The organism is Leclercia sp. LSNIH3, assembly GCF_002935105.1.
In the GTDB taxonomy this organism is placed as follows: Bacteria; Pseudomonadota; Gammaproteobacteria; order Enterobacterales; family Enterobacteriaceae; genus Enterobacter; species Enterobacter adecarboxylatus.
Genome location: NZ_CP026387.1, coordinates 4,679,993 through 4,702,005, shown reverse-complemented (window position 1 = coordinate 4,702,005; position 22,013 = coordinate 4,679,993). Strand labels below are relative to the sequence as shown.

The following is a 22,013-nucleotide window of genomic DNA, read 5'->3' as shown; positions in this document are numbered from 1 at the left end:
GGCGCAGCGGGAGAAAGATTTGATCAGTTATCGCCGAAATGGATAACGGTACGGATGGATTTACCTTCGTGCATCAGATCGAATGCTTCGTTGATCTGGTCCAGCGGCAGACGGTGGGTGATGAATGGATCGAGCTGAATTTTACCCGCCATCGCATCTTCTACCATGCCCGGCAGTTGGGTGCGGCCTTTGACGCCGCCAAAAGCGGAGCCACGCCAGACGCGACCGGTAACCAGCTGGAACGGACGGGTCTTGATCTCCTGCCCGGCCCCGGCCACGCCGATGATCACGCTTTCGCCCCAACCCTTGTGGCAGCACTCCAGCGCTGCGCGCATCACGTTGACGTTACCAATGCACTCAAAGCTGAAATCGACGCCACCGTCGGTGAGTTCAACAATCACCTCCTGCACCGGCTTGTCGTAGTCGTTCGGGTTGATGAAATCGGTCGCGCCCATTTCACCCGCCAGTTTGAATTTTTCCGGGTTGGTGTCCACCGCCAGAATACGTCCGGCTTTCGCCTGAACCGCACCCTGGATAACCGCCAGACCGATGCCACCCAGACCGAATACCGCAACGGTATCGCCCTCTTTGACTTTAGCGGTGTTGTGGACTGCGCCAATGCCGGTTGTGACGCCGCAACCCAGCAGACAGACCTTATCCAGCGGTGCCTGTGGGTTCACTTTTGCCAGCGAGATTTCGGCGCAGACGGTGTATTCGCTGAAGGTGCTGGTGCCCATGTAGTGATAGATCGGCTCGCCGTTGTAGGAGAAACGGGTGGTGCCGTCCGGCATCAGGCCTTTACCCTGGGTGGCGCGAACCGCCTGGCAGAGGTTGGTTTTGCCGGATTTACAGAACTTACACTCGCGACACTCTGCGGTGTACAGCGGGATGACGTGGTCGCCCGGCTGCAGGCTGGTAACGCCCTCGCCCACTTCCACCACCACGCCGCCGCCTTCATGGCCGAGCACCGCCGGGAAAACGCCTTCCGGATCATCACCCGACAGGGTAAACGCATCGGTGTGGCACACGCCGGTGTGGGTGATTTTGACCAGTACTTCGCCTTTCTTTGGCGGTGCCACATCAATTTCAACGATTTTCAGCGGCTGGCCTGGGCCAAATGCAACAGCAGCACGTGATTTCATCTTGCTTTCCTTTTAGTGATGTCAGGTTTTTATTTTAGATAAGAGCGCAGCAAATGACCGACTTCTGCCATTCTGACGGCCCGCTGATCGGCGGTAGTCTCGCCCGTCACCAGCTCATCTTTGAGGTGAATTTCAACCATCTCGCCCATTAACCCGTTTGCCGCCCCGCGCACTGCAGCGATTTGCTGGAGGATGGCAAGGCAGGGTTCGCCGGATTCGAGCGCCCGCTCCAGGGCATCGACCTGCCCGCGAATGCGGCGCACGCGCGTCAGGACACGTTTTTTATCTTCAGGTGAATGTGGCATAGAAGAGGCTCCTGGATACTGTAGGGGGGTATACTATTTTATTTTGCAGAGGTCTGTAAACGACAATGTTTGTGGGGTTGTGACTAAGGTTGTTATTGGCGTTGTGACTGGAGGGGCAGACTGGAAGACACTTCAGGAGAGGTCACTGCCCTTGTTAAGGGCAGTTTGCGCGAACATTAATGCTTAAATATCATCCCGCGTAAAACCGACAACAATTTCAAGCGTATTTCGGATTACATCGGCAGCCTCTTGATCCGTCGTTTGTTCAAGCGCGTAAATTAACTGGAGAATAATTTGTTTATTGGTCAGGTTATCTCCACTGAGAATAATACATCTTATTGCTGAACCTAAGACGGCAGACTCAACGGATAAGGCACCGCCAGCTGAACTGAAGTACGATGCCAGCGCCTGATCCTGGAGTGCATTGAAATGCTGTGTGTGCTGAGAAATATTGGTTTTCATATCATTCACTCAAAGATTAGTGTTTTTTATCGTATTAATGCTGTTTAGGATTCACCGCCAGATACTGCATGTTACTGATAAAACTCTTTTTTATGACGTCAGAATGCATGCTTTCGCTGGACTTGACCTTTTGGTCCACCTCTGCGACTGCCGCCGATAAGGCGCTACGTCTTTCAGTATCACGTTCTGTACTGGCCATTTTCTTCAATTTAATGGCCAGAGACTTAAAATTTATTGGACCGTTGTCTTTTAAAATTAATAAAACAGCCTCACCAATAAGATCGTCTTTTAGTTTTTCAAATCTCGTTCTATGCATAACTTTTCTCACATTGCTATTGAGCTAAAGCAGCACGTTACGTGTTATCGCTCAAAAAAAAGACTGATTAGCGCATTATAGTGCGCTATTTCTGCTTCATCTTCCGTCTGTTCCACGCGCCGTAATAATTTGGTACAGATAGCCAGTCGGCTCAGATTACGTCCTTCATTCAGAATCTCCCCTACGATTAAACCCAGCGTCTCCTGCTGACTACGCATATGGGCTTTATTAAAGTAGGCCGTGATTGCCTGGGCTGAACTTTGGCGCGAACTGTAACCTCGCATAGATGCTCCGTGCTGATGGTGAGAGTTTTAAACATATGCAAAAAAAATATACCAATTTGCGATAGTTGTACACACCAGTTGTACAACTTTGTACGCTTTTAAATAGCGCTCTATGTGGATTTTTTAAAAAACTCAAAATAAACAACAACTTAAAATGAGAATATATTTTAAGATTTACAAAAATATTTTATCCAGGTTTTTATGAGTCAAATTTAAGTATTACCCATAAAACCGGGAACCTTGCCTCAAAATAAACCTTCCAACGCGTCCTGAACTTCAGTTTTAAAAACTCTGCCTAATTACGCCTGACATCCAGCCACCGCAGTCTATGACTGTATACGGTTGTCAGGCGCAATTCTTTGCCTTATACCGGCCTGATATTCTGATTCATCCTGAACAAATTTGTCGGGTCGTACTTGCTCTTCAGCTCCACCAGCCGGTTCCAGGTGGCGCCGTACGCGAAGGCGATACGGTCGGTCTCCTCCTGGGTGAGAAAGTTGATGTAGGCCCCGCTGCTGGCAAACGGCTGGGATTTCGCAAAAAATTCCCGTGCCCAGGCGATGCAATGCTCATCCTCGGCGGCGGTTTCCCAGCGGCCGTGCACGTTAAGCACGTAGTTCGCGTCCCGGCTGGAGTAGGCCATGGCCTCGGGCATAGTGCGGGTCGTCTGGCCGCCAATCGTTCCGATGAAGATCTCGCAATGCGGTGACGGCAGTCTGGCCGCGTATTCGACAATGGCATCGATTACGCCGTCGCTGATGTGCACGAAGTTATGCGACTTCCAGTAATTACGCGCCCCTTTCGCCAGCAGGGGATCGAATGCCTGCTGCCAGGCGACATAAGGCTGCACGCCAACGTGTTCGCCAATCACCGTGCCGAACCCGCGCAGCGGATCGATAAGTTGCTCCCCCATTTCAGGATGGCCCACATAGCACAGGGCAAGCGCTACCATCTCTTTGCCGTGAAACGTGTCGGGCAGGAAAGGCAGCGGCGGTGCTTTGCGCGTGACCATCCACACGTTGAGTTCTTCCGGCATCGTACAGGTGAAGCGGGCAAACTGCGAAATCACCTGTTTCGCCTCATCAAAGGGAAAGACAATTAGCCCACTCAGCACATCCGGTCCAACGGGATGGAGCTGGAAGTCAAAGCGCGTCACCACGCCGAAGTTGCCTCCCCCACCCCGCAGGCCCCAAAAGAGATCCGCGTTTTCTGATTCGCTGGCGTTGAGTTGTTGGCCGTCCGCCGTAATCACTTCGGCCGAGAGCAGATTGTCGATGGTCATGCCGTACTTACGGCTCAACCAGCCGAACCCGCCGCCCAGCGTCAGGCCCGCCACCCCGGTGGTCGAATTGATACCCAGCGGCGTGGCAAGGCCATGAGCCTGCACCACCCGATCAACCTCGCCCAGGGTGCAGCCTGGTCCAACGCTGGCCGTACGGGTTGTCGGGTCCACTTGCACGTCCTTCATCAGCGAGAGGTCGATCATCAGGCCGTCGTCGCACACGGCATTGCCTGCGATGTTGTGTCCACCCCCTCGGATGGAAATCAGGAGATGTTGCGTGCGGCCAAACTGGATGGCGCGAATGACATCCTCTGTGGATCTGCAGCGGGCAATGACCCCGGGTTTGCGGTCGATCATGGCATTCCAGATCTGGCGCACGTCGTCGTAGCCGGCATCGTCCGGCAGAAGCACTTCCCCCTGGAAGTGCGTTTTGAATTCATCGATTGTGACTTTCATGATTTTCACCTGGCGTGGTTTAACCCTACTAATTATGGTGGGTTTCATGCGCCATGATGACCTGAAGGGTGATTTATTCGGGCTTGGCCGTAAGAGAGAGGATTTTCAGCATAACCTTAAGGCAGCCCCCACGGGGATCGGTCAGACTTAACCTTTTTGTTTATAAGGATGCCATGCGATGAGACGTCTGATTACGTCGATTTTCTCCAGCCCGGAGTCGCTGCTGCAGGTAATGAGTCAGCAGGAAATTATTGAGGCCGTCGAGGACGGCGACCGTATTATTATCGATCAGGACGGCAACGCCTCGGTCAACTACAAAAGCAAAGAGGTGCGAGAGGACTTCCTGCGCCATGTTAACGCGCTGAAGAGGGCCTGATATGGGAACGGCGATATTCATGGTGCTGATGGTGTGTGGCTACTGGTACACCAGTCGCGACCTCTCCACCCGCTTTAAAATTAAGCGTTCCTTCGGCTGGGATGTCTATTTTCTGGTTGCGCTGTACGGCTGTATCTTCGTACTGCAGGGGGTGATCGCCACCGGCCTGCTCTGGCTGCTGCTCCTCGGGTGCTCTTATGCTGCCAATACGTTCCACTTGATCCCGCAGGCCAACGCTAACTGGCAAGTGGATTTTATGAACTGGAGCTTTCTGGGTATCCAGGCGCCGGTGGTGGTGATGCTGGCCTTTGCCATTCTGTTTTGTCTCTATCGTTCTAACTGGGCAGGCAGCGCCAGGCTGGACGGTGAGGGCCGTAAACAGCTCTATAAGCGTCTGTCGCAATCCAGCGGTATCGAACAGTTGCTCTATCAGTGCATGGAGGAAGGCGAGCTGGCGCTGGTGACCCTGAAGTCGCGACGCATTTATGTCGGCATGATCCATACCGCGACCCTGGAATATGAAAAAACCGCCAATATCGTGTTGATCCCGATGCTCAGCGGCTATCGCGACGGTACGACGCTTAATCTGTGCATTGAGCATAATTACAGCAAGTGGTATGCCGACCACGACATCACGCTTGATTCCCAGCCCCGTAGCGCGATGGCCTTCCGCAAGGTGATTATGTTGGATCAAATTGAAAGTCTTTCACTATTCGATCCTGCCAGCGCCAGCGCGCTGGATCTGGAGCAGCGTTCGGAGAAAACAGACTGATCGGTTCTTCGATCATGAAGATGGCTCATGTTGTAGTGAAATTTAGTCGCTTTCCCTCGTACAGAGGCTCTGGCATAAAAGATGCATTAACGTATTAGCAACATAAAAAGTGAAATTCGTGACAACAACGAACATCACTTTTTATGCCAGAGCCGAGGAAGTGAGATGACGATCAATAAAGACTTCACCTTTACGATTAAGCACAGTCGTTTCGATGAAAATTATAACCCCTCCGAAAACACCCGTATTACCACCAACTTTGCGAACCTGGCCAGAGGCGACAACCGCCAGCAGAACCTGCGTAATACGTTAGTGATGATCGACAACCGATTCAATGCGTTAGCTCACTGGGACAATCCAAAAGCCGATCGTTATGCTGTTGAGCTGGATATTATCTCTGTGGAGATGAATATTGACACGGAAGCGGATCGCTTCACCTTCCCGGCCATTGAAATATTAAAAACCAACATTCTTGATAAAAAAACGCACGAGCGTGTTGAAGGCATTGTCGGGAATAATTTCTCTTCCTATGTGCGGGATTATGATTTCAGTGTCTTACTGCCGGATCATAATAAACAGCAGGACGCGTTCAGCATTCCGCATGATTTTGGCGCGTTACACGGCAATATCTTTAAGCATTTTGTCAACTCACCCGCGTACCAGCAGAACTTTAACAAGCCGCCGGTCATTTGCCTTAGCGTATCCAATAAAAATGTCTATCAACGCATCGGGAATGAACATCCGGTATTAGGCATTGAATACCAGCAACAGGGTTCGTCGTTGACGGAAGCCTACTTCAAAAAAATGGGTCTGCAGGTTCGCTATTTTATGCCGCCACACAGTGCCGCGCCGCTGGCGTTTTATTTCACCGGCGATTTACTGAGTGACTACACCTTTATTGAGTTGATCGGCACCATCAGCACCATGGAGACGTTCCAGAAAATTTATCGTCCTGAGATCTACAACGCTAACTCGGTCGCCGGGCAATACTACCAGCCCAGCCTGACGAACCAGGACCACTCCTTAACCAAAATTGTTTACGATCGCGAAGAGCGTAGCCAGTTAGCGATTGAGCAGGGAAAGTTTACTGAGGAACACTTCATTAAACCGTACAAAAATATTCTTGAGCAATGGTCTGCTCAGTACGCGCTTTGATTAATTAAAACAATAAGGTCACCTGTTATGAAAACATTGCTCCCCACGTCCACTGCTGGCAGCTTGCCTAAACCGTCCTGGCTTGCCCAACCGGAGACCCTCTGGTCCCCCTGGAAGCTGGAAAATGAGGAATTAATTGCCGGTAAGCAGGATGCGTTGCGTTTATCCCTGGACGATCAGCTGCGGGCTGGCATTGATATCGTCAGCGATGGTGAGCAAACGCGCCAGCATTTCGTCACCACCTTCATTGAGCACCTCAGTGGCGTCGATTTTGAGAAGCGCGAAGTCGTTAAAATCCGTAATCGCTATGATGCGAGCGTGCCGACCGTCGTGGGTGCCGTGGCCCGCCAGAAGCCGGTGTTTGTTGATGATGCCAAATACTTACGTCAGCTCACCACGCAGCCCATTAAATGGGCGCTGCCTGGCCCAATGACCATGATCGACACTCTCTATGACAACCACTATAAAAGCCGCGAAAAACTGGCGTGGGAGTTCGCAAAGATCCTCAACCAGGAAGCCAAAGAGTTAGAGGCCGCGGGTGTGGATATTATCCAGTTCGATGAGCCTGCCTTTAATGTGTTCTTCGATGAAGTGAATGACTGGGGCATCGCCGCGTTAGAGAGAGCCATCGAAGGGCTGAAATGCGAAACGGCGGTACACATTTGCTATGGCTATGGCATCAAAGCCAATACCGACTGGAAAAAGACGCTGGGGTCAGAGTGGCGGCAATATGAAGAGGCGTTTCCGAAACTGCAAACCTCTAATATCGACATCATCTCGCTTGAGTGTCATAACTCGCGCGTACCCATGGATCTGCTCGAACTGATCCGCGGTAAAAAGGTGATGGTGGGTGCCATTGACGTGGCAACCCATGCCATCGAGACGCCAGAAGAGGTTGCCAGTACGCTTCGCAAAGCGCTGCAGTTCGTGGATGCCGACAAGCTCTACCCTTCGACCAACTGTGGAATGGCGCCATTATCCCGTCAGGTTGCCAACGGCAAGCTAAATGCCTTAAGCGCCGGGGCGGAGATTATCCGCAGAGAACTGAGCACCCGATAATCTGTCAGGCCGGGCAAGCGAAGCGCCCCCGGCCTCTCCTTTCACGCTATTTTTTGGCGTTTACTTTTGTCTGAAACCGACATCAGGATCTCTTTCCCGATAGCCACGCTGCACTTGCCGCGCCCCTCCCCCGGCTCCTTATTAAGAGTCAGATTAAATCCGCTGCAATAGTGCGCGGGTCTTCGCACTTAAGTTTATATCGACGTTACGTCTGTTTTTTAAGCTATATGAAACTGCCGTGCCGCTCATCGCGAAAAGCAAACATTCATTGCGTGTCGACATTTTCACTATATGAAATGAGTCTAAAAGAAGATAAGCAGAATAATGCGCAGGCTGCCCCTTCTCTGATAATTTTACGGGAAAAATACATCTGCATCAGACTGATACACTGAAATTGCACAGCGACTGGTTTCGGAAGTTGAGAGTCGTTAATCTGAATTTTTGTTATGCATTCTCGCATCTTAGCCATGCTAATAATGCGGATTACTGCGCTACCTGCCTATTTCACTCCAGGACTGATAATGAAAAGACGTTATGTCATCGCAGATGTTTTTACTGATACCCCCTTTCTTGGTAACCCTGTCGCCGTGGTATTAGATGCTGAGGGAATGAGCACCGAACAAATGCAACGGATTGCCGTCGAGTTTGGTTACAGTGAAACAACATTCGTTCTTCCCCCAGCCGACCCGGCTAATACAGCGCAGGTCAGGATTTTTACCCCTTCCCGCGAAATCCCGTTTGCCGGACATCCTAATGTCGGCACAGCCTACGTGCTGGCATATTATGCCGCACTGGAGGGCGCGCCCTTCCCTGAAACCATGCTGTTTGAAGAAATTGCCGGGCTCGTACCCGTAAAAATACTTAAAGATCACGGCGTGATTACTGGCGCTGAACTGCTTGTTCCAGAGGCATTATCCTGTCGCTCTGAAGTCAGCCCGGAAAACGTCGCCGCCTGCCTGTCTTTAGCCCCAGAGGATATTTGTACCACAACCCATGTTCCGCTTGTCGCCTCGGTGGGTTTGCCGTTTCTGATCGTCAATCTCGCCTCACGAGACGCGTTGCGCCGATGCGTGCCGAATTTACAAGGTTTTCGCCATATTTTACCGCTTGATGGTGCGGTCTCTATTTACGCTTATATCGATGAATCAGATCCTGAGACGCAATGCGATCTTCAGGCCCGCATGTTTACTCCCCGTATGACTGAGGATCCGGCCACAGGTAGTGCAACCGCAGCAGTTACGGCATTGCTGGCAACCCTCAAGGATAAAAAGCAGCTTTCATTGCATATAAGACAGGGGGTTGATATGGGGCGGGCCAGCTCTCTGTATACCCGTTACGATGGTACCTCAGACACCCCGGTGATCAACGTAGGGGGTAAAAGTGTCATTACGATGGAAGGGACATTTAAACTCTGACGCGAATGTACCGTCTGGAAAAGACTATTTCAGGGCGAGCAGTATTTTTTATTGTCTCGCCCACTTTATTGTTCGCTTGCACCGGGTTTTTAGTGGACGGGGGCGCTGAAGGTCCGCGATGAGCGAATAGCGGACATCTACCAGCTTAAACAGATGTCCGCAAAACATGTTGTTTATAAAGATAAGCAATAATCTTTGATTAATTAATCAGTAAGAACCAGCATTTAATACATATCCTTTACGAGCAGTGAGCCAGGCAAGATAAGCTAAGCCCAGAGCAATAAAGGACAGAATAGCGCCCGCCCAGTTAGGTGAGGCCAGACCAAATCCTGCGGCAATGGTTACCCCGCCAGCCCATGCTCCCAGCGCATTTCCCAGATTAAACATGCCAATATTGACCGATGCAGCCATCGTGGGGGCACCCGCCTGGCTTGCCCGTTCCATCACCAACTTCTGAATAGGCGAGACTGTCGCAAAGCCGAATGCCGCCATCAGGAATACTGACATTCCGGCAATCCACTGATTTTCCACTCCCATCCAAAATACCAGCAGTACCAGGCCCTGAGCCGCGAGGGTGACGAAAAGCGTGCCAAACAGGGAGCGATCGGCAAATCGTCCGCCAACCCAGTTGCCAACGGCAAGCCCGAGACCAAACAACACCATTAACCCCGCCACGCCGCCTTCGGAGAAACCGGCCTCCTGAACCATCATTGGGGCAATATAGGTGATAGAAGTGAAAAAGGCAGCCGGGCCGAAAATCGTAATCCCCATGACCAGCAGCACCTGCGGATCAACAAAAGCCCTAAGCTCGTTACGTAAAGCAATAGTCTTACCTTTTGCAATGTGTGGAACCAGTATGGCTACGCTTGCCATTGTTAGCAGACCGATACCAGCAATCACCCAGAATACCAGTCTCCAGCTAAATGTCTGAGCAAGCCACGTCCCGGCAGGCACGCCGAGAAGATTGGCTAATGTCAGCCCCGAAAACATAAAGGCGATGGCACTTGCCTGACGACCGGGCGCGACCAGCGATGCAGCAATTATTGAGCCTATACCGAAAAACGCTCCGTGATTAAAGGAGGTGATAATACGACCCACAACCGCTACCGCCATCGTCGGCGCGAGTGCAGTAATAACATTGCCCAGAGTAAAAATTCCCGCTAACGCGATTAGCATAGCCTTACGAGGAACTCTTGCGCCCAGCACGGTTAACAGCGGTGCGCCAACAAAGACGCCAAGCGCATAGGAGGTCGCCATCATTCCTGCTTTGGGAATACTGACACTAAGTTCTGAGGCAATTTGCGGGAGAATTCCGGCAATGACAAATTCAGTCAGACCGATACCGAATGCTCCGACAGCAAGGGCGAAAAGTGCGATAGGCATTGCAACTCCATTATCTGTTTTGTAGCTTAATAATATTAGGTTAAATAAAGTATATTCATATTTTCATTCAGAATGAGAACCCTTATGAGCGCATTTTATAAAGAAAAAGATGGTATTCGGCAGACAAGGCATAAACCAGCGGAGCTGGACGCCATTGACCGAAAAATATTAGGTGCCTTAGCGGAGGACGCAGGCCGTAGCTACACGGAGTTGAGCGAGATTGTGAATTTATCGGCCCCCGCTGTTCACGATCGCGTAAAGCGACTGAAGCGTGATGGGGTTATCAAGGGTACTGTGGCGGTACTGGATGGCTGCAAACTGGGACGGACTCTTTTAACGTTCCTTGTTATCGATACCAGCAGCTATCATGCGACACGGGCCCTTTTGCAGTTCACTAACCGCAAGGAAGTGGAAGAATTACATACCGTCGCCGGTGACGGCTGCGTCTTTATCAAAGTGCGGGCCGCCGATACCGAATCACTGGAGAATTTCCTGATGGAGATTCAGAGCCTTGAGGGCGTACGCTCTGTGCGCAGCTATATCGCGCTTTCTACGTTCCTGGAACGTGGCCCATCACCTGATTCAGCTTGATAAGAGCAGGCTTGTCAAAGTTAACTCAGTTCTTTTACAAATAAAGGTCCGCTTCTGGCACAAAGCGGACGATACGTTATTACTGTCATCCTGAAACAAGGCGACCCATTACAGGCCCCTCCTTTTTCATGCATGACATATCTGGTCCATTACTAAACCCGAACTGTTTCACAGGTTTATGCAGGTATATCGCGTGCATCCATGTTCTCGATTCTGTTTTGCAGAAAATCAATAAATGCCCTCACTTTTTTTGGCACATGGCGTGTATGAGGGTAAAGCGCGTAAATGCCTTGTCGGGGAAAATGATGGTCTGGCAGTAAGCGAATCAAATTTCCTTTGGCTACCTCATCTTTTACCAGCCAGTCGGGCAAAATCGCAACGCCAGCGCCTTGCAGAGTAAAAGCCAGTAATGAGGAGGCGCTATCGGCCATTATCATTGCGGGGCTATCGGCACTGAAAATCACCTTTTCTTTCTCTGGTGTAGTTACCTGCCAGCTTAATGGCGTGGATAAACGGCTGTGAGCAATCCAGTTCGCCTTAGCAAGCTGTGCCAGTTCCACGACAACCTGCTCTCCCAACGTATTCAGATAGTCAGGGGAAGCGACCGGATAAATATCGAATCGATCAATAAGACGGGCGTGGTGGCTGGAGTCAGCAAGATGACCCAGCCGTATCGCGACATCAAAACGGCCGGAAATGAGATCGTCATTTTGCGATGATGAAACATGCTGTATACGTAACTGCGGATGGCGAGCGCGGAAGGCCGCCAGTGCCGGGACAACCACGCGCACGCCATATTCTGCTGTTGTGGTAATTCTGAGTGAACCGCTTAATCCAGAGTGATCGCTACGAATGTCGTCCAGAACACGTTCGGCTTCCTGAAGAAGGCGCAGACAGTGCTGGTAAAATCGTTCACCGGTATCCGTAGTTGAAACGTGCCTGGTGCTTCTCGACAGTAATGAAACGCCCAACTCTTTCTCCAGCACTTTGATACTGGCGCTGACGACCGCTTTAGTCAGACCCAGCGTCTGGGCTGCGTCGGTGAAACTCCCCGCCTCAACCACCGCAACAAAGATTGCAGCGCGTTGCATATTAATCATTTTTTTGTGCTCGCCGAGATAACTACTGTCAAAATTTTTTTGACAGTGTAACAACAGAGAGGAAATTTATCCCGATTTCCGCAGCGCTTATACTGCGCGCCTGATGATGTACTTGTTTGAGAACAGAATGAATTATCGTGCACGCGTTACCACCCTCTATCTGCTGGGATTTTTTATTGATCTAGTCAATATGTTTATCGCCAACGTTGCATATCCCGATATTGCGCGACGTTTTGATGCCTCCGTCAGCGAGGTAGCCTGGATAAGTAATGGTTACATCTTAGGCCTGACACTGGTTATCCCCCTTAGCAGCTGGCTGGCAAGACGCGCTGGTGCTAAACGTCTTTTCCTGTTTTCCCTGATTATTTTCATTGCTGGCACCTGTGGTGTTGGGGCGTCATCATCAATTTCACAACTGATTGCATGGCGCTGGATACAGGGTTTTGGTGGCGGATTACTCATCCCTGTCGGTCAGGCAATGACCTATGCACTCTATCAGAGTCATGAGCGTGCAAAGCTCTCTTCAGTTGTGATGCTGATTGCCCTGCTGGCTCCGGCACTGTCACCGTTAGCAGGAGGGGTTCTGGTCGACAACCTCAGTTGGCGCTGGGTATTTCTGGCAAGCCTGCCGTTAGCCGTTGTCGCCCTGATACTGGCCTGGGTCTGGCTCAAAACTGAGGCCCGGGAGGGATCGCGCGAGCGGTTAGATCTGGTGGGTTTGCTGAGTGGCTGCGCAGCGTTAACCCTGATACTCCTTGGGCTGACATATCTGGGTGAACCCAATCATCATTTTCATGGCGCCTTGATACTGGCTGCCGGCCTGTTTTGTCTGGCGGGCTATGCGTGGCAGGCCCTGAAAAAAAGCAAACCCTTACTCAATTTGCACCTGATCAGAGATCCGCTTTTGCATACCGCCATGCTTATTTATCAGTTTGTACCAGGCGTATTTACCGGTGTGAATATGCTCTGCATGCTCTATCTGCAGAATCAGCTCGGCATGCGTGCCAGCGTTGTTGGCGCGATGATGCTGCCATGGTCACTGGCTTCGTTTGCAGCGATCGGCATGACAGGGAAAAAGTTCAACATATGGGGACCTCGCCCCCTGTTTATCACGGGTTGTCTGGTTAACGCTTTCGGTATGGCTCTACTGGTTCTGACGGGCCACACTCTGGATGTGACCGTTTGTGTCATAGCGTTCACGCTGATGGGTTTTGGCAGCAGCCTGTGCAGCAGCACAGCGCAAAGTTCCGCCTTCATCCAGATAGCAGATCGCGAGCTCGCTGATGCCAGCGCGTTGTGGAATATCAATCGCCAGCTCAGCTTCTGCCTGGGCGTTACCCTGCTTAACCTTCTGTTTAATCTTATCGCCAATACCGGCCTGCCCACAGAAGGGGCTTATCATCTTACCTTTGGATTAGCAGCATGCAGCGCCGTTATTCCCCTGCTGTGCTGTTATCGGCTCAACAATCATCGCGTACTTTATTTCGTTAATCAGGAGCAGCAATGAATCGTTATTTCAAAGAAGTGCTGGATACCCACGTATTGATCCAGGATTGGTTAGGCGATGCTAATGCGCATGCTGATATCTGTGACAAATTACTGTTACGCTTCAGCCTGACATTCTCGATGGTGACACCGGGTGGAGTCTTGCTCGATTTTGCCGCATTAAAAGCTTTTTTCTCTACTCAGCGGGGTGCCCGCCAGGGACTGAATATTGAAATCATTGATATGCAGGTTATCGCTGAAAATGAAAGGGGAGCTACAGTCACCTATAAAGAAATACAGCAATTACCAGGGGAGAAAGCAACGCGCCGTTTTTCAACTGCTGTGTTTGAAATGAGGGATGACAGTCATGCAATCTGGCGGCATCTTCACGAAACCTCTCTGCCTTAAAATCAGGCAGTAATGCAGAGCGCTGCTGGAAGTAACATGGCATCTTGTCAGCAAAGTCCGCCTTTGAGGAGGCGGACAATTAAAGGCCAGCATACGCTATGAGCCAAAAGTGAGTGTATCAATATGCCCTGGCCTGAAATGCTTCTCTTAGAAAAAGGTCTCTGTTTTGGCTCATTATTAAAGCTGATAAGCGAAAAATGTTTGAAAATTACTGAGGAGTGGCTTGCCTTTATTGATAGCGACAGCGACTTAACAAGGGAAACCAGAAATGGCGATTATCATACTTTTTGGTCGGGGCCTTCCTCGTATAAAGAGACATGGATTGACTGGAGTGACGGCAATATTTACACCAAATGGCCAGACACGCAGCTATATAGAAAGATGTTAGAAATCGCCGAGTGTCTTAAGGCCCGAGTGATGGACGTCGATGGTAATATGTACAGCCCCCCATCTGACCGGGAGTACGGCCCAGGTAGACTTCTTAATGTCCGCTTCTGGCACAAAGCAGACCCTGCATTAACATGCTTCAAGTTCCCTACAGCTTACCGGCAAGCGGAATCATCAACGCATAGCTTAACTGGCAGCGTGATGCTGTTCTGCCGAATCATCGAAAGCCAGGTCGCTCAGGCGATCACCATAAAGGGAATAATTCACCATGCTGTCATTTATCCTTCCTCCTAAAGACTGATAAAAATGGTTTGCTCGATGGTTTGATTTCTCGGCGTTCCAGCTGAGGTTATAACATCCCTGCTCAAGAGCGAGTTTCGCAATAAAGCGCATTATGGATTTACCTGTACCCCTACTTCTCTCTCTTTGGGAGACATACAACTCTTTGATGTGAAGCTGACCACTGTATCGAGGAGAAGGATAGAGAATGCTACAGCAGGCCAGCCCAACAATATGAGCGCCACAGCGAGCCCTGACCACCAGGGTACTGGAAAGCTGGCTGAACAATTTATGTTGTAGGTAATCCTTCAACAGCGGTTCCTGAATGATTCCCTTACCATAATAGTGTTCTTCCATTTCGGTAAAAATTTCCACCATGGAATCCCATTCATCTTTAGGACAGAGTTCTATCGTTATTTCCATGTTTACTTCCTTTTGTTAACTCAACGCCCTGGCCGGGTCAGCTTGCCGCGTTGAGTCTACCAACCCACCAGCAGCGCTGTTTTGATTTATCTGATGCAGATTGGTCACGTTAATCAGGAGCTTATCTGCCATGAGTAAATATGAATATGCAGTTTAGATGTGTATGTAATAACCTGCAATTTATGCCAAAATGATTGATATTTAAAGATTAATGGAAACGTACTAATAATGGCTGCGGTTGAAGAGTTAAAAATAAAATATCCAGGCGCAGACGCCTGGCAAGTGGGTGACAGCCCGGCACTGGCTAGCGAGCTTGCGAACCTGATTAAAAAAGGGATCAAAACGGCCTCCTGCGGATCGCTCACCTCTTACCAGCAGGAAGAGTCTGCCCCGAAGATTGGGAGCTATAACATCATCCTTGATGGCCAGGGTCTCCCGGTCTGCGTAATCAGACTGGTTTCAATGCGTCTGGTGCGTTTTTGTGATGTTACGGAGGCGTTTGCCCGTAAAGAAGGTGAAGGCGATTTAAGCCTTGAATACTGGCAGAGAGAACATCAGCGGTTTTTCACCCGCGAAGGGCATTTTTCTGAAGATATGGAACTGATCGCAGAAGAATTTGAAGTGGTTGAGGTCGTCTAAGAGGAGATAACAGTCCGGGGTTTGATCTTCTGTCATTTATCACCCTATCCACTCTGTGCCAGACGCAGACCTGCGTCATCATGCGGGTTAGCTGGCTATCAACCGTTATGCCCAAAATCAGGATTGCCAATATTGGGCCCGGGATACCTTTCATATCACCAGGGGGCTGATTCAGACAGCCCCCTCCTCAGGACGTTACGTTATGCTGACTTTTGCCTGCCGTTCTTTCACGATACCTATAAATGCAAGACCCACAGGCACAAGTGAACCCCACAAGACGGCGTTCCAGCCATAGAAATTGAGCAGCGCACCTGAAGAAAATGACCCGACGATCATCACCCCAAACACCACAAAGTCGTTCAGGGACTGGACCTGGGTTTTCTCTTCAGGACGGTGATATTCAATGATTTTCGCCGATGCGCCAGTGAAGCCAAAATTCCAGCCAAGGCCCAGTAAAATCAACGACAGCCAGTAATGGAAAATATCGGTTCCGCCGAGACCAGCCAGGACAGAGCATGCTGTGATAAGCAGACCCGTCGCGGCGATACGCATGGCACCAAAACGGCTGATTAACTTGCCGGTGAAAAATCCCGGGCCGTACATGGCAATAACGTGCCACTGAATCCCCAGATTGGACGCCTGCTGAGAAATGCCGTGCATGTGCATCGACAGCGGTGCAGCCGTCATCAGGAAGTTCATCACCATATAGGTGACCGCGCCGCTAAATACGGTTCTGGCAAAGCCCGGCTGACGCACTATTTCGCGCAAAGGCCGCCCACCCGCTCTGGCTGCACTGGCAGGTTCGGCTGTTTTTACGCCGTTGAGGATAAACGCCGAGATGACGGCCACGAACGCCTGGGCAAGAAAGGTGACGGCAAAGGTGTGAGGTGGCCAGAGATGCATTGTTGCGGAAACCAGCATGGGCCCCACCACACCGGCGATCACCCCTCCTCCCATCACCAGCGACAACGCCCGTGCCCGTCGTTCCGGTGTCACACCATCGGTGGCGGCGAAACGAAAGCTGAGCGCCACGGCTGCATATGCCCCCCCGATAAAGGCGGCAACGCAGAAGAGGATGAATGAGCCAATCAGGACGGCCAGGGCAGCGATCAGCCCGGTAATCACCCCCGCCCCGGTGCCGACCATAAAGGCAGCCTTACGGCCATTTTTTCGCGCCAGTGAACCTAACGGCAGGATGCAGGCCGCCATGCCCAGAACAAACATGGTGATGGGCAGCGTAGCCAGAGAACTACTGGGCGCGATAGCGTTACCCACAATGGCCCCCGTGGCATAAAAAACCACCGAGTTAGCACCGGCGAGAGCCTGGGCGGTCGAGAGGCGAATGATATTATTGTTCTGGTCTGCAACAGGCAGGAACGGTTCTGTGGACATGGGATTAATTATCCTGATTCATTGTGAGCACCATCCGGTAACGCGCCTGACCCATCTTCAGCCTGTTGAGCGCCTCATTGGCCTGCTCAAGCGGCAGTTGTTCTGTGACGGGCAACGTCTGAAAGAGGTGGCTGAAACGCAGCGCACGTTCGGTTTGAGCGGGTGTGCTGACGAAGGAACCTGACAGCGCGCGTTCCGCGCCAATCATCATGCCCGGCATAATCTGCAGGGGCGTTCGTCCGGTCCCCAACAGGATCGCTTTCCCCTGGGGGGCCAGAGCAGGCAGCAGGCCTGAGACCGTTTCTGAATCCGAAGCCGTGGCCAGAATAAAATTCACCCCGCCGTCAGCTTTCAGGCGCGCTGATGCGTCTTCACTGAGCGCATCGATGTAGTGATGCGCGCCCAGCTGAAAGGCCGCACGTTCTTTTTCATGGCCACGCGCCACCGCCGTTACCTCAAAACCCATTTTACGGGCGTACTGAACGGCCATGTGGCCCAGTCCCCCCATCCCGAGAACAGCGACTCTGTCGCCTGCCCTGGCGCCGGAATGACGCAGCGCGTTAAAGGTAGCCGTACCGGCGCAGAGGATCGGAGCGGCATGCACGGTAGAGAGTTCTGCGGGAATAGCGATCAGCGCGGTATAACGCATGACAACGTACTCGGCATAGCCGCCATCGCAGCTGAGACCTGGCGTCAGCTGGTTTTCGCAAAGATGAAAAAGCCCGCTGCGACAGGGGTTGCAGTGCTGACAGTAACCGCCCAGACGCCCGACCCCGACTCGCTGGCCGGTTTGCCAGATATCGGGCACCCTGTCGCCTTTGCGCGCAATGTATCCAACGATTTCATGTCCCGGGATACGCCCGGGCTGGCCCTCCTGCGGCGCTTTTTCCGCGTCCCGGAGATCGGCACCGCATACTCCGCATGCTTCAATTTTGATAAGCACCTCATCCGGGCCGGGAGCGGGTATCGGTCGCTCTGTCATTTCCAGCACACCGGGGGCAACGATCTGCATAGCGCGATATTTTTTATTCATAAATTGCACCGGTAAAAAGGGGGATTATCAGATGGCAAGGGCGACAAGGAAACGCGACACCATGTTATAGGCCGCAACGGTCGCGACAGCTTCCACGGTCTCTTTTTCACCAAGCCGGCGTTTCAGTTCGTCGATGATGTCTGCATCCACGACCACTCCGTGCGTTGACTGGTCGGTAAGCCGGATGAGCAGGGTTTCGGTTTCATTAAACAGGGATGACACTGAGACAGGCTCAAGCGCAGCCGCTTTTTCAGCCGTTCCACCTGCATCCAGATAAGCAGGGTAATGCACGTTCCATTCAAATTCTGCTTTGTTGAGTGAGGCAACACGCAACATGATCAGTTCCCGGTATTCAAGGCTGAGGGAAAATTGCTGACGAACCCGGACCATCAGTTCGTTCCAGCCTGTGGCCAGCGGAAAGCTTTTAAGCAATATGCGGTCAATGCCAATCAGTTCCCCACCGGGACGTCGGGCTTTCATCGCGTTAAGCAGATCCGCATCGAAAGGCTCACCATCCTGCCAGGGGGTTACTCGTGGTGTGGTCATGGTGTTTTCTCCAGGTTAAACAGGGTATCCGGACCGCATCAGATAAGAATTAAATCACCCTCTATCGTCATGTTCTGAGCCAGTAACCACCGGTTAAGGGAGGCGTTAATGACCCGCTGATGGACGCATTCGAACTGATGGGCCGTCCCTTCCCCGCTGACGTGAATGACATACTGCAGCCTGCCAGCAGAGGTATCTGTGTTTTTTTCACAGTGCCGGGATATTCCCGTCGGAAGCTCACCGCGAGTCTCAATATCAAGATGGGTCAATGTGATGCCCGCACCAATGGCTTCCTGAACAAAGGCGGCCGTCATGCAGGCGTTAAAAGCTGCCAGCAGCAGATCCTGAGGACCGGGTGCCCGCCCTTCGCCACCCAGCGCGACAGGCTCATCTGAATCGATAACGTGGCTTTGGCGCTTGTCACCCGTCATAGACTGGCAACGCGTGCGGCTGGCCATACCCCCCTGCCATGTGGTGACAAGGTCATAGTTTGCGGTCTGGATTTGCATAAATACTCCAGTGCCGCACTCGGTCGCCCGCGTGCGGCAGAGTCATCAGGCGTTACGGCCAGCCATCACGCCGCCATCAATATCCCAGATGGCACCGGTGACCCAGCCAGTCTTGTCAGAAAGCAGGAAGGCAACGGTCTCCGCGATATCGACAGGGGTACCCACGCGGCCAATCGGGTGGAAGCTGTCGAAGCTGTTCATCACGTCCTTCACGTCGTCTTTCGGAATGAAGCCTTCGTAAATCGGCGTGTGAACAACGGCCGGAGAAACGGCATTCACGCGGATCCCTTTTTCGCCCAGCTCAATCGCCAGGTTTTTGGTCAGTGCATGCAGACCGGCTTTCGCCATGGAGTAGGCAGAAGACGGTGTGGCACCAATGGCCTGCTGCGCCCACATGGAGCCGATATTGACGATAGAGCCTTTGATGCCGCCTTCAACCATGTTGCGCACCACGTCGCGGGTAATGAAGAAGGTCGCGCGGTTGATGTTCATGTACATGTCGTAATCAGACATCTCGTGTTCGGTGAACGGTTTCGGGAAGAACACGCCAGCCGCATTGACCAGCAGGCTGATATCTTTATGTTCAGCGTTGATGGTGTCCACCACGTGCTGCATCCCTTCTTCTGTCATCAGGTCGGCAACGATGATAGAAACCTGACCGTCTGCAGCCAGCGCCTGGCGAGCCTGCTCGGCTTTGTCCTGGCGATTGCCAACAAGCACAACGCTGCCACCGTTTTTCAGAACCAGCTTCGCCGTTTCGAAGCCCATACCGCTTGTACCACCGACCACTAACAGTTTTTTACCGGCAAAAGATGCGTTCATCGCTAACCTCTTTAAAATCATCTGGTTGTCATTGATGAAAAGCCCTGCTCCTCATCGTGTGAAACCAGAATGCCATCCGGAAGCCAGGCTGACGACTGAGAAGAAATTGCGACACAGGAAAGAAAATCTTTCTCGCTCAGGTATACTGAAAAAAACTCAATCAGGATACCTGCAATGCGATCGCTTAACCGACTGAAATGGCTGCATGCCTTTGAAGCCACTGCCCGGCACGGCAGCTTTACTGGCGCGGCCCAGGAGCTGGGCGTCACGCCAGCCGCCGTGGGCCAGCTTGTCCGCTCACTGGAGGACTGGGTGGGCCATCCCCTGCTCCACCGTACACGTTCAGGGAAGGAGCGCCTGACCCTGGTGGATGAGGCGCAGGAGGCTCTGCAGGACATCACTCAGGGGCTGGATAAACTGGAAACCGGGTTAAATAAACTGCGCGGCCGACGGGCGCGATCCGTCGTGGTCGTCACCGCCTCACAGGTTCTGGTCATGAACTGGCTGATGGAACGCCTGAACCGCTTCTCAGAAACCCATGAAACAATCGACCTGCGTCTTAACGTGACGGAGAAGCTGATGGACGTGTCGCACGGCGAGGCGGATATCGGTATCCGCTGCGGCCAGGGAGACTGGCCCGGTGTGTACAAAAGCTGGCTGATGGATGAGGAGGCGGTACTGGTCTGCAGCCCGCAGCTGGTACCGGCAGAGAAAATCACCTGCGCTGAGTGGCTTGCCACCCAAAAATTGATCCACGATGACACACCGCATCCTGGCGCGAATTTTCCGTCCTGGGACGATGTCCTGAGCGCGGTTGGTGCGCCTGAAGCGCAGGAAAGTGGCCTGCATATTAACTCCACCTCCGCCGTCATTCTTTCAGCCCTCAGTGGTCGGGGGGTGGCCATTGTCCGTTACGCACTGGTCAAACAGTTGATTGAAACCGGTCAGTTGGTCCAGCTGCATTCCGATCATCGCTGGCCGCTGACCTGGTCTTACTACCTTGTGACCCCACGGCAGAACGCTCTGCGTCATGAAGTTAAAGTGTTTCACGACTGGCTTGTGCAGGACGTTAATTCTGAAAAGGCGTGATACCGCGCCGCAGGCATTATGCCTCATCTTTTCTTCTTCGCAGGCATGATGCTTCCCTGACCGCAAAACCCGGCGACATAGAATTTCTTCTCTGCTTCGCAAGATTATCTGATTTGTTGACGCTCGTGAGCTTTCTGATAATCCCCCTCAACGAACGGCAGTGGCCCCGACGGCATTGCCTTAACCTGAGCGAAGGAGAAAAAGATGGCTTATCTGCAAATCACCCTTGATATCAGCAATGAAAACCGTGCGGCAGCAGCGGGAATCTACCAGAAGTACAAAACCCCGTTTCTGACCACTATCGACGGTGCCACTTCGAAAGAACTGCTTATCCGCGATCAAGACGTGCAGGTACTGCACGGCTTCAAAACCGTCGCCCAGGCGCAGGCCTATCTTAACAGCCCGCTTTTTACCCAGGATGTGGTTGCAGGGCTGAAACCTTATCTGAATAGCGCCCCAGACGTGCGCATTTACGACGTCATGTAATTAATTTTTTCTAAAATAAATAAACACCGGAGTTCTCAATGTTTTTAAACTGGAATGAATATCGCAGCGGCCTGCTCGCCACCATCGGCAAATTTGCCAAACTGCAGCCTGAATTTATGAAAGGCTTTCAGCAGATGGATAAAGGCGCGTCTGAAAATAAGCACCTCGATCCTAAAACGCATGAGCTGATCGCGCTGGCCGTGGCCGTCACCACCCGCTGCGACGGTTGTCTGGCTGTGCATGTGGACGCTGCGGTTAAGCACGGCGCCACGCGGGAAGAGATCGCCGAGGCGCTTGCCGTTGCCATTAACCTGAACACCGGTGCCGCGCTGACGTATACCGCGCGTGCTCTGGATGTTTACGATAACCTGCCGAATAAATAACCCTGACAACGGTACCTGCAAAGGTACCGTTTAA

Annotated in this window: 26 protein-coding genes; 12 read left to right on the top strand and 14 right to left on the bottom strand. The window is 51.9% G+C overall.

Translation table 11 applies throughout. The features are described 5' to 3' along the window. Positions 1-23 precede the first annotated feature (23 nt). The 6 genes from C3F35_RS22765 to C3F35_RS22740 all read right to left on the bottom strand — a co-directional run bounded on the left by C3F35_RS22765 (position 24) and on the right by C3F35_RS22740 (position 4,247). On the bottom strand, positions 24-1,142 hold the full coding sequence (locus C3F35_RS22765) for an S-(hydroxymethyl)glutathione dehydrogenase/class III alcohol dehydrogenase (protein ID WP_059307835.1): 1,119 nt from the start codon (positions 1,140-1,142) through the stop codon (positions 24-26). Between the two features lie 29 nt (positions 1,143-1,171). Beyond that, a complete protein-coding gene (locus tag C3F35_RS22760; RefSeq protein ID WP_032610935.1) occupies positions 1,172-1,447 on the bottom strand; it encodes a metal/formaldehyde-sensitive transcriptional repressor in 276 nt (91 codons plus the stop codon). Positions 1,448-1,630: 183 nt separating this feature from the next. After that, complete coding sequence (locus C3F35_RS22755; RefSeq protein ID WP_032610937.1) at positions 1,631-1,909, bottom strand: biofilm development regulator YmgB/AriR family protein; 279 nt, start codon at positions 1,907-1,909, stop codon at positions 1,631-1,633. Between the two features lie 34 nt (positions 1,910-1,943). Further along, positions 1,944-2,225, bottom strand: coding sequence for a hypothetical protein (locus tag C3F35_RS22750; protein ID WP_051915972.1), 282 nt, complete (start codon positions 2,223-2,225; stop codon positions 1,944-1,946). 44 nt (positions 2,226-2,269) lie between these two features. Beyond that, positions 2,270-2,509 (bottom strand): regulatory protein YcgZ, encoded by a 240-nt coding sequence (gene ycgZ / locus C3F35_RS22745; protein ID WP_032610938.1) that lies wholly within the window; start codon positions 2,507-2,509, stop codon positions 2,270-2,272. 364 nt (positions 2,510-2,873) lie between these two features. Further along, on the bottom strand, positions 2,874-4,247 hold the full coding sequence (locus tag C3F35_RS22740) for an FAD-binding oxidoreductase (protein WP_103792282.1): 1,374 nt from the start codon (positions 4,245-4,247) through the stop codon (positions 2,874-2,876). 178 nt (positions 4,248-4,425) lie between these two features. Between C3F35_RS22740 and C3F35_RS22735 the strand changes: the two genes are divergently transcribed. The 5 genes from C3F35_RS22735 to C3F35_RS22715 all read left to right on the top strand — a co-directional run bounded on the left by C3F35_RS22735 (position 4,426) and on the right by C3F35_RS22715 (position 9,024). Then, complete coding sequence (locus C3F35_RS22735) at positions 4,426-4,623, top strand: hypothetical protein (protein ID WP_032610941.1); 198 nt, start codon at positions 4,426-4,428, stop codon at positions 4,621-4,623. A 1-nt stretch (position 4,624) separates the two neighbouring features. Continuing rightward, positions 4,625-5,395 carry a hypothetical protein gene (locus C3F35_RS22730; RefSeq protein ID WP_032610942.1) on the top strand — a complete coding sequence of 257 codons (771 nt, stop codon included), beginning with the start codon at positions 4,625-4,627 and terminating at the stop codon, positions 5,393-5,395. A gap of 171 nt (positions 5,396-5,566) precedes the next feature. Further along, positions 5,567-6,550: a DUF1852 domain-containing protein gene (locus C3F35_RS22725; RefSeq protein ID WP_059309104.1), complete on the top strand. Its 984-nt coding sequence runs from the start codon at positions 5,567-5,569 to the stop codon at positions 6,548-6,550. Between the two features lie 27 nt (positions 6,551-6,577). Then, positions 6,578-7,609 carry a methionine synthase gene (locus tag C3F35_RS22720; protein WP_059307832.1) on the top strand — a complete coding sequence of 344 codons (1,032 nt, stop codon included), beginning with the start codon at positions 6,578-6,580 and terminating at the stop codon, positions 7,607-7,609. Between the two features lie 521 nt (positions 7,610-8,130). Further along, entirely contained in the window at positions 8,131-9,024 is an 894-nt protein-coding gene (locus tag C3F35_RS22715; RefSeq protein WP_059307831.1) for a PhzF family phenazine biosynthesis protein, read from the top strand. 207 nt (positions 9,025-9,231) lie between these two features. On the opposite strand, the gene C3F35_RS22710 is transcribed toward C3F35_RS22715, so the two are convergent. Then, positions 9,232-10,407: an MFS transporter gene (locus C3F35_RS22710; RefSeq protein WP_032610945.1), complete on the bottom strand. Its 1,176-nt coding sequence runs from the start codon at positions 10,405-10,407 to the stop codon at positions 9,232-9,234. Positions 10,408-10,491: 84 nt separating this feature from the next. On the opposite strand from C3F35_RS22710, the gene C3F35_RS22705 reads away from it, so the two are divergent. Continuing rightward, positions 10,492-10,998 (top strand): Lrp/AsnC family transcriptional regulator, encoded by a 507-nt coding sequence (locus C3F35_RS22705; RefSeq protein ID WP_199186138.1) that lies wholly within the window; start codon positions 10,492-10,494, stop codon positions 10,996-10,998. 176 nt (positions 10,999-11,174) lie between these two features. Here C3F35_RS22705 and C3F35_RS22700 read toward each other — a convergent pair whose 3' ends face one another. Next, entirely contained in the window at positions 11,175-12,098 is a 924-nt protein-coding gene (locus C3F35_RS22700; protein ID WP_103792280.1) for a LysR family transcriptional regulator, read from the bottom strand. A gap of 127 nt (positions 12,099-12,225) precedes the next feature. Here C3F35_RS22700 and C3F35_RS22695 point away from each other — a divergent pair, with 127 nt between their 5' ends. After that, on the top strand, positions 12,226-13,605 hold the full coding sequence (locus C3F35_RS22695; RefSeq protein ID WP_032610949.1) for an MFS transporter: 1,380 nt from the start codon (positions 12,226-12,228) through the stop codon (positions 13,603-13,605). Beyond that, a complete protein-coding gene (locus C3F35_RS22690) occupies positions 13,602-13,991 on the top strand; it encodes a hypothetical protein (RefSeq protein ID WP_059307828.1) in 390 nt (129 codons plus the stop codon). Before C3F35_RS22695 ends, C3F35_RS22690 begins: the two co-directional genes overlap by 4 nt. 573 nt (positions 13,992-14,564) lie before the next feature. Here C3F35_RS22690 and C3F35_RS22680 read toward each other — a convergent pair. Further along, positions 14,565-14,969 (bottom strand): GNAT family N-acetyltransferase, encoded by a 405-nt coding sequence (locus C3F35_RS22680; RefSeq protein ID WP_059309103.1) that lies wholly within the window; start codon positions 14,967-14,969, stop codon positions 14,565-14,567. A gap of 339 nt (positions 14,970-15,308) precedes the next feature. On the opposite strand from C3F35_RS22680, the gene C3F35_RS22675 reads away from it, so the two are divergent. After that, positions 15,309-15,719 carry an ASCH domain-containing protein gene (locus tag C3F35_RS22675; protein WP_059307827.1) on the top strand — a complete coding sequence of 137 codons (411 nt, stop codon included), beginning with the start codon at positions 15,309-15,311 and terminating at the stop codon, positions 15,717-15,719. A gap of 195 nt (positions 15,720-15,914) precedes the next feature. Here the strand turns inward: C3F35_RS22675 and C3F35_RS22670 are convergent, their stop codons facing one another. The 5 genes from C3F35_RS22670 to C3F35_RS22650 are packed head-to-tail and all read right to left on the bottom strand — an operon-like array spanning position 15,915 to position 20,021. Further along, positions 15,915-17,111, bottom strand: coding sequence for an MFS transporter (locus tag C3F35_RS22670; RefSeq protein WP_103792279.1), 1,197 nt, complete (start codon positions 17,109-17,111; stop codon positions 15,915-15,917). Positions 17,112-17,115: 4 nt separating this feature from the next. After that, positions 17,116-18,144, bottom strand: a complete 1,029-nt coding sequence (locus C3F35_RS22665; RefSeq protein WP_103792278.1) for an alcohol dehydrogenase catalytic domain-containing protein — start codon at positions 18,142-18,144, stop codon at positions 17,116-17,118. Between the two features lie 27 nt (positions 18,145-18,171). Continuing rightward, positions 18,172-18,690 carry a carboxymuconolactone decarboxylase family protein gene (locus C3F35_RS22660; RefSeq protein WP_103792277.1) on the bottom strand — a complete coding sequence of 173 codons (519 nt, stop codon included), beginning with the start codon at positions 18,688-18,690 and terminating at the stop codon, positions 18,172-18,174. A gap of 38 nt (positions 18,691-18,728) precedes the next feature. Then, positions 18,729-19,199 (bottom strand): OsmC family protein, encoded by a 471-nt coding sequence (locus C3F35_RS22655; protein WP_103792276.1) that lies wholly within the window; start codon positions 19,197-19,199, stop codon positions 18,729-18,731. Positions 19,200-19,244: 45 nt separating this feature from the next. Beyond that, positions 19,245-20,021 (bottom strand): SDR family NAD(P)-dependent oxidoreductase, encoded by a 777-nt coding sequence (locus C3F35_RS22650; protein ID WP_103792275.1) that lies wholly within the window; start codon positions 20,019-20,021, stop codon positions 19,245-19,247. 174 nt (positions 20,022-20,195) lie between these two features. Between C3F35_RS22650 and C3F35_RS22645 the strand changes: the two genes are divergently transcribed. From C3F35_RS22645 to C3F35_RS22635, 3 genes are all read left to right on the top strand, one after another. Beyond that, positions 20,196-21,110 carry a LysR substrate-binding domain-containing protein gene (locus C3F35_RS22645; RefSeq protein ID WP_103792274.1) on the top strand — a complete coding sequence of 305 codons (915 nt, stop codon included), beginning with the start codon at positions 20,196-20,198 and terminating at the stop codon, positions 21,108-21,110. Positions 21,111-21,314: 204 nt separating this feature from the next. Further along, positions 21,315-21,596, top strand: a complete 282-nt coding sequence (locus C3F35_RS22640) for a hypothetical protein (protein ID WP_059307820.1) — start codon at positions 21,315-21,317, stop codon at positions 21,594-21,596. A 38-nt stretch (positions 21,597-21,634) separates the two neighbouring features. Next, complete coding sequence (locus tag C3F35_RS22635; protein WP_007712977.1) at positions 21,635-21,979, top strand: carboxymuconolactone decarboxylase family protein; 345 nt, start codon at positions 21,635-21,637, stop codon at positions 21,977-21,979. Positions 21,980-22,013: the final 34 nt, after the last annotated feature.

What these genes read in the sequence shown, in the direction of transcription:
- C3F35_RS22675 (WP_059307827.1), top strand. Translation starts at nt 15,309, where the DNA reads ATGGCTGCGGTTGAAGAGTTAAAAATAAAATATCCAGGCGCAGACGCC.
- C3F35_RS22670 (WP_103792279.1), bottom strand. Translation starts at nt 17,111, where the DNA reads ATGTCCACAGAACCGTTCCTGCCTGTTGCAGACCAGAACAATAATATC.
- C3F35_RS22665 (WP_103792278.1), bottom strand. Translation starts at nt 18,144, where the DNA reads ATGAATAAAAAATATCGCGCTATGCAGATCGTTGCCCCCGGTGTGCTG.
- C3F35_RS22635 (WP_007712977.1), top strand. Translation starts at nt 21,635, where the DNA reads ATGTTTTTAAACTGGAATGAATATCGCAGCGGCCTGCTCGCCACCATC.
- C3F35_RS22650 (WP_103792275.1), bottom strand. Translation starts at nt 20,021, where the DNA reads ATGAACGCATCTTTTGCCGGTAAAAAACTGTTAGTGGTCGGTGGTACA.
- C3F35_RS22765 (WP_059307835.1), bottom strand. Translation starts at nt 1,142, where the DNA reads ATGAAATCACGTGCTGCTGTTGCATTTGGCCCAGGCCAGCCGCTGAAA.
- C3F35_RS22710 (WP_032610945.1), bottom strand. Translation starts at nt 10,407, where the DNA reads ATGCCTATCGCACTTTTCGCCCTTGCTGTCGGAGCATTCGGTATCGGT.
- C3F35_RS22760 (WP_032610935.1), bottom strand. Translation starts at nt 1,447, where the DNA reads ATGCCACATTCACCTGAAGATAAAAAACGTGTCCTGACGCGCGTGCGC.
- C3F35_RS22740 (WP_103792282.1), bottom strand. Translation starts at nt 4,247, where the DNA reads ATGAAAGTCACAATCGATGAATTCAAAACGCACTTCCAGGGGGAAGTG.
- C3F35_RS22755 (WP_032610937.1), bottom strand. Translation starts at nt 1,909, where the DNA reads ATGAAAACCAATATTTCTCAGCACACACAGCATTTCAATGCACTCCAG.
- ycgZ (WP_032610938.1), bottom strand. Translation starts at nt 2,509, where the DNA reads ATGCGAGGTTACAGTTCGCGCCAAAGTTCAGCCCAGGCAATCACGGCC.
- C3F35_RS22705 (WP_199186138.1), top strand. Translation starts at nt 10,492, where the DNA reads ATGAGCGCATTTTATAAAGAAAAAGATGGTATTCGGCAGACAAGGCAT.
- C3F35_RS22640 (WP_059307820.1), top strand. Translation starts at nt 21,315, where the DNA reads ATGGCTTATCTGCAAATCACCCTTGATATCAGCAATGAAAACCGTGCG.
- C3F35_RS22715 (WP_059307831.1), top strand. Translation starts at nt 8,131, where the DNA reads ATGAAAAGACGTTATGTCATCGCAGATGTTTTTACTGATACCCCCTTT.
- C3F35_RS22750 (WP_051915972.1), bottom strand. Translation starts at nt 2,225, where the DNA reads ATGCATAGAACGAGATTTGAAAAACTAAAAGACGATCTTATTGGTGAG.
- C3F35_RS22695 (WP_032610949.1), top strand. Translation starts at nt 12,226, where the DNA reads ATGAATTATCGTGCACGCGTTACCACCCTCTATCTGCTGGGATTTTTT.
- C3F35_RS22690 (WP_059307828.1), top strand. Translation starts at nt 13,602, where the DNA reads ATGAATCGTTATTTCAAAGAAGTGCTGGATACCCACGTATTGATCCAG.
- C3F35_RS22660 (WP_103792277.1), bottom strand. Translation starts at nt 18,690, where the DNA reads ATGACCACACCACGAGTAACCCCCTGGCAGGATGGTGAGCCTTTCGAT.
- C3F35_RS22655 (WP_103792276.1), bottom strand. Translation starts at nt 19,199, where the DNA reads ATGCAAATCCAGACCGCAAACTATGACCTTGTCACCACATGGCAGGGG.
- C3F35_RS22645 (WP_103792274.1), top strand. Translation starts at nt 20,196, where the DNA reads ATGCGATCGCTTAACCGACTGAAATGGCTGCATGCCTTTGAAGCCACT.
- C3F35_RS22735 (WP_032610941.1), top strand. Translation starts at nt 4,426, where the DNA reads ATGAGACGTCTGATTACGTCGATTTTCTCCAGCCCGGAGTCGCTGCTG.
- C3F35_RS22730 (WP_032610942.1), top strand. Translation starts at nt 4,625, where the DNA reads ATGGGAACGGCGATATTCATGGTGCTGATGGTGTGTGGCTACTGGTAC.
- C3F35_RS22720 (WP_059307832.1), top strand. Translation starts at nt 6,578, where the DNA reads ATGAAAACATTGCTCCCCACGTCCACTGCTGGCAGCTTGCCTAAACCG.
- C3F35_RS22700 (WP_103792280.1), bottom strand. Translation starts at nt 12,098, where the DNA reads ATGATTAATATGCAACGCGCTGCAATCTTTGTTGCGGTGGTTGAGGCG.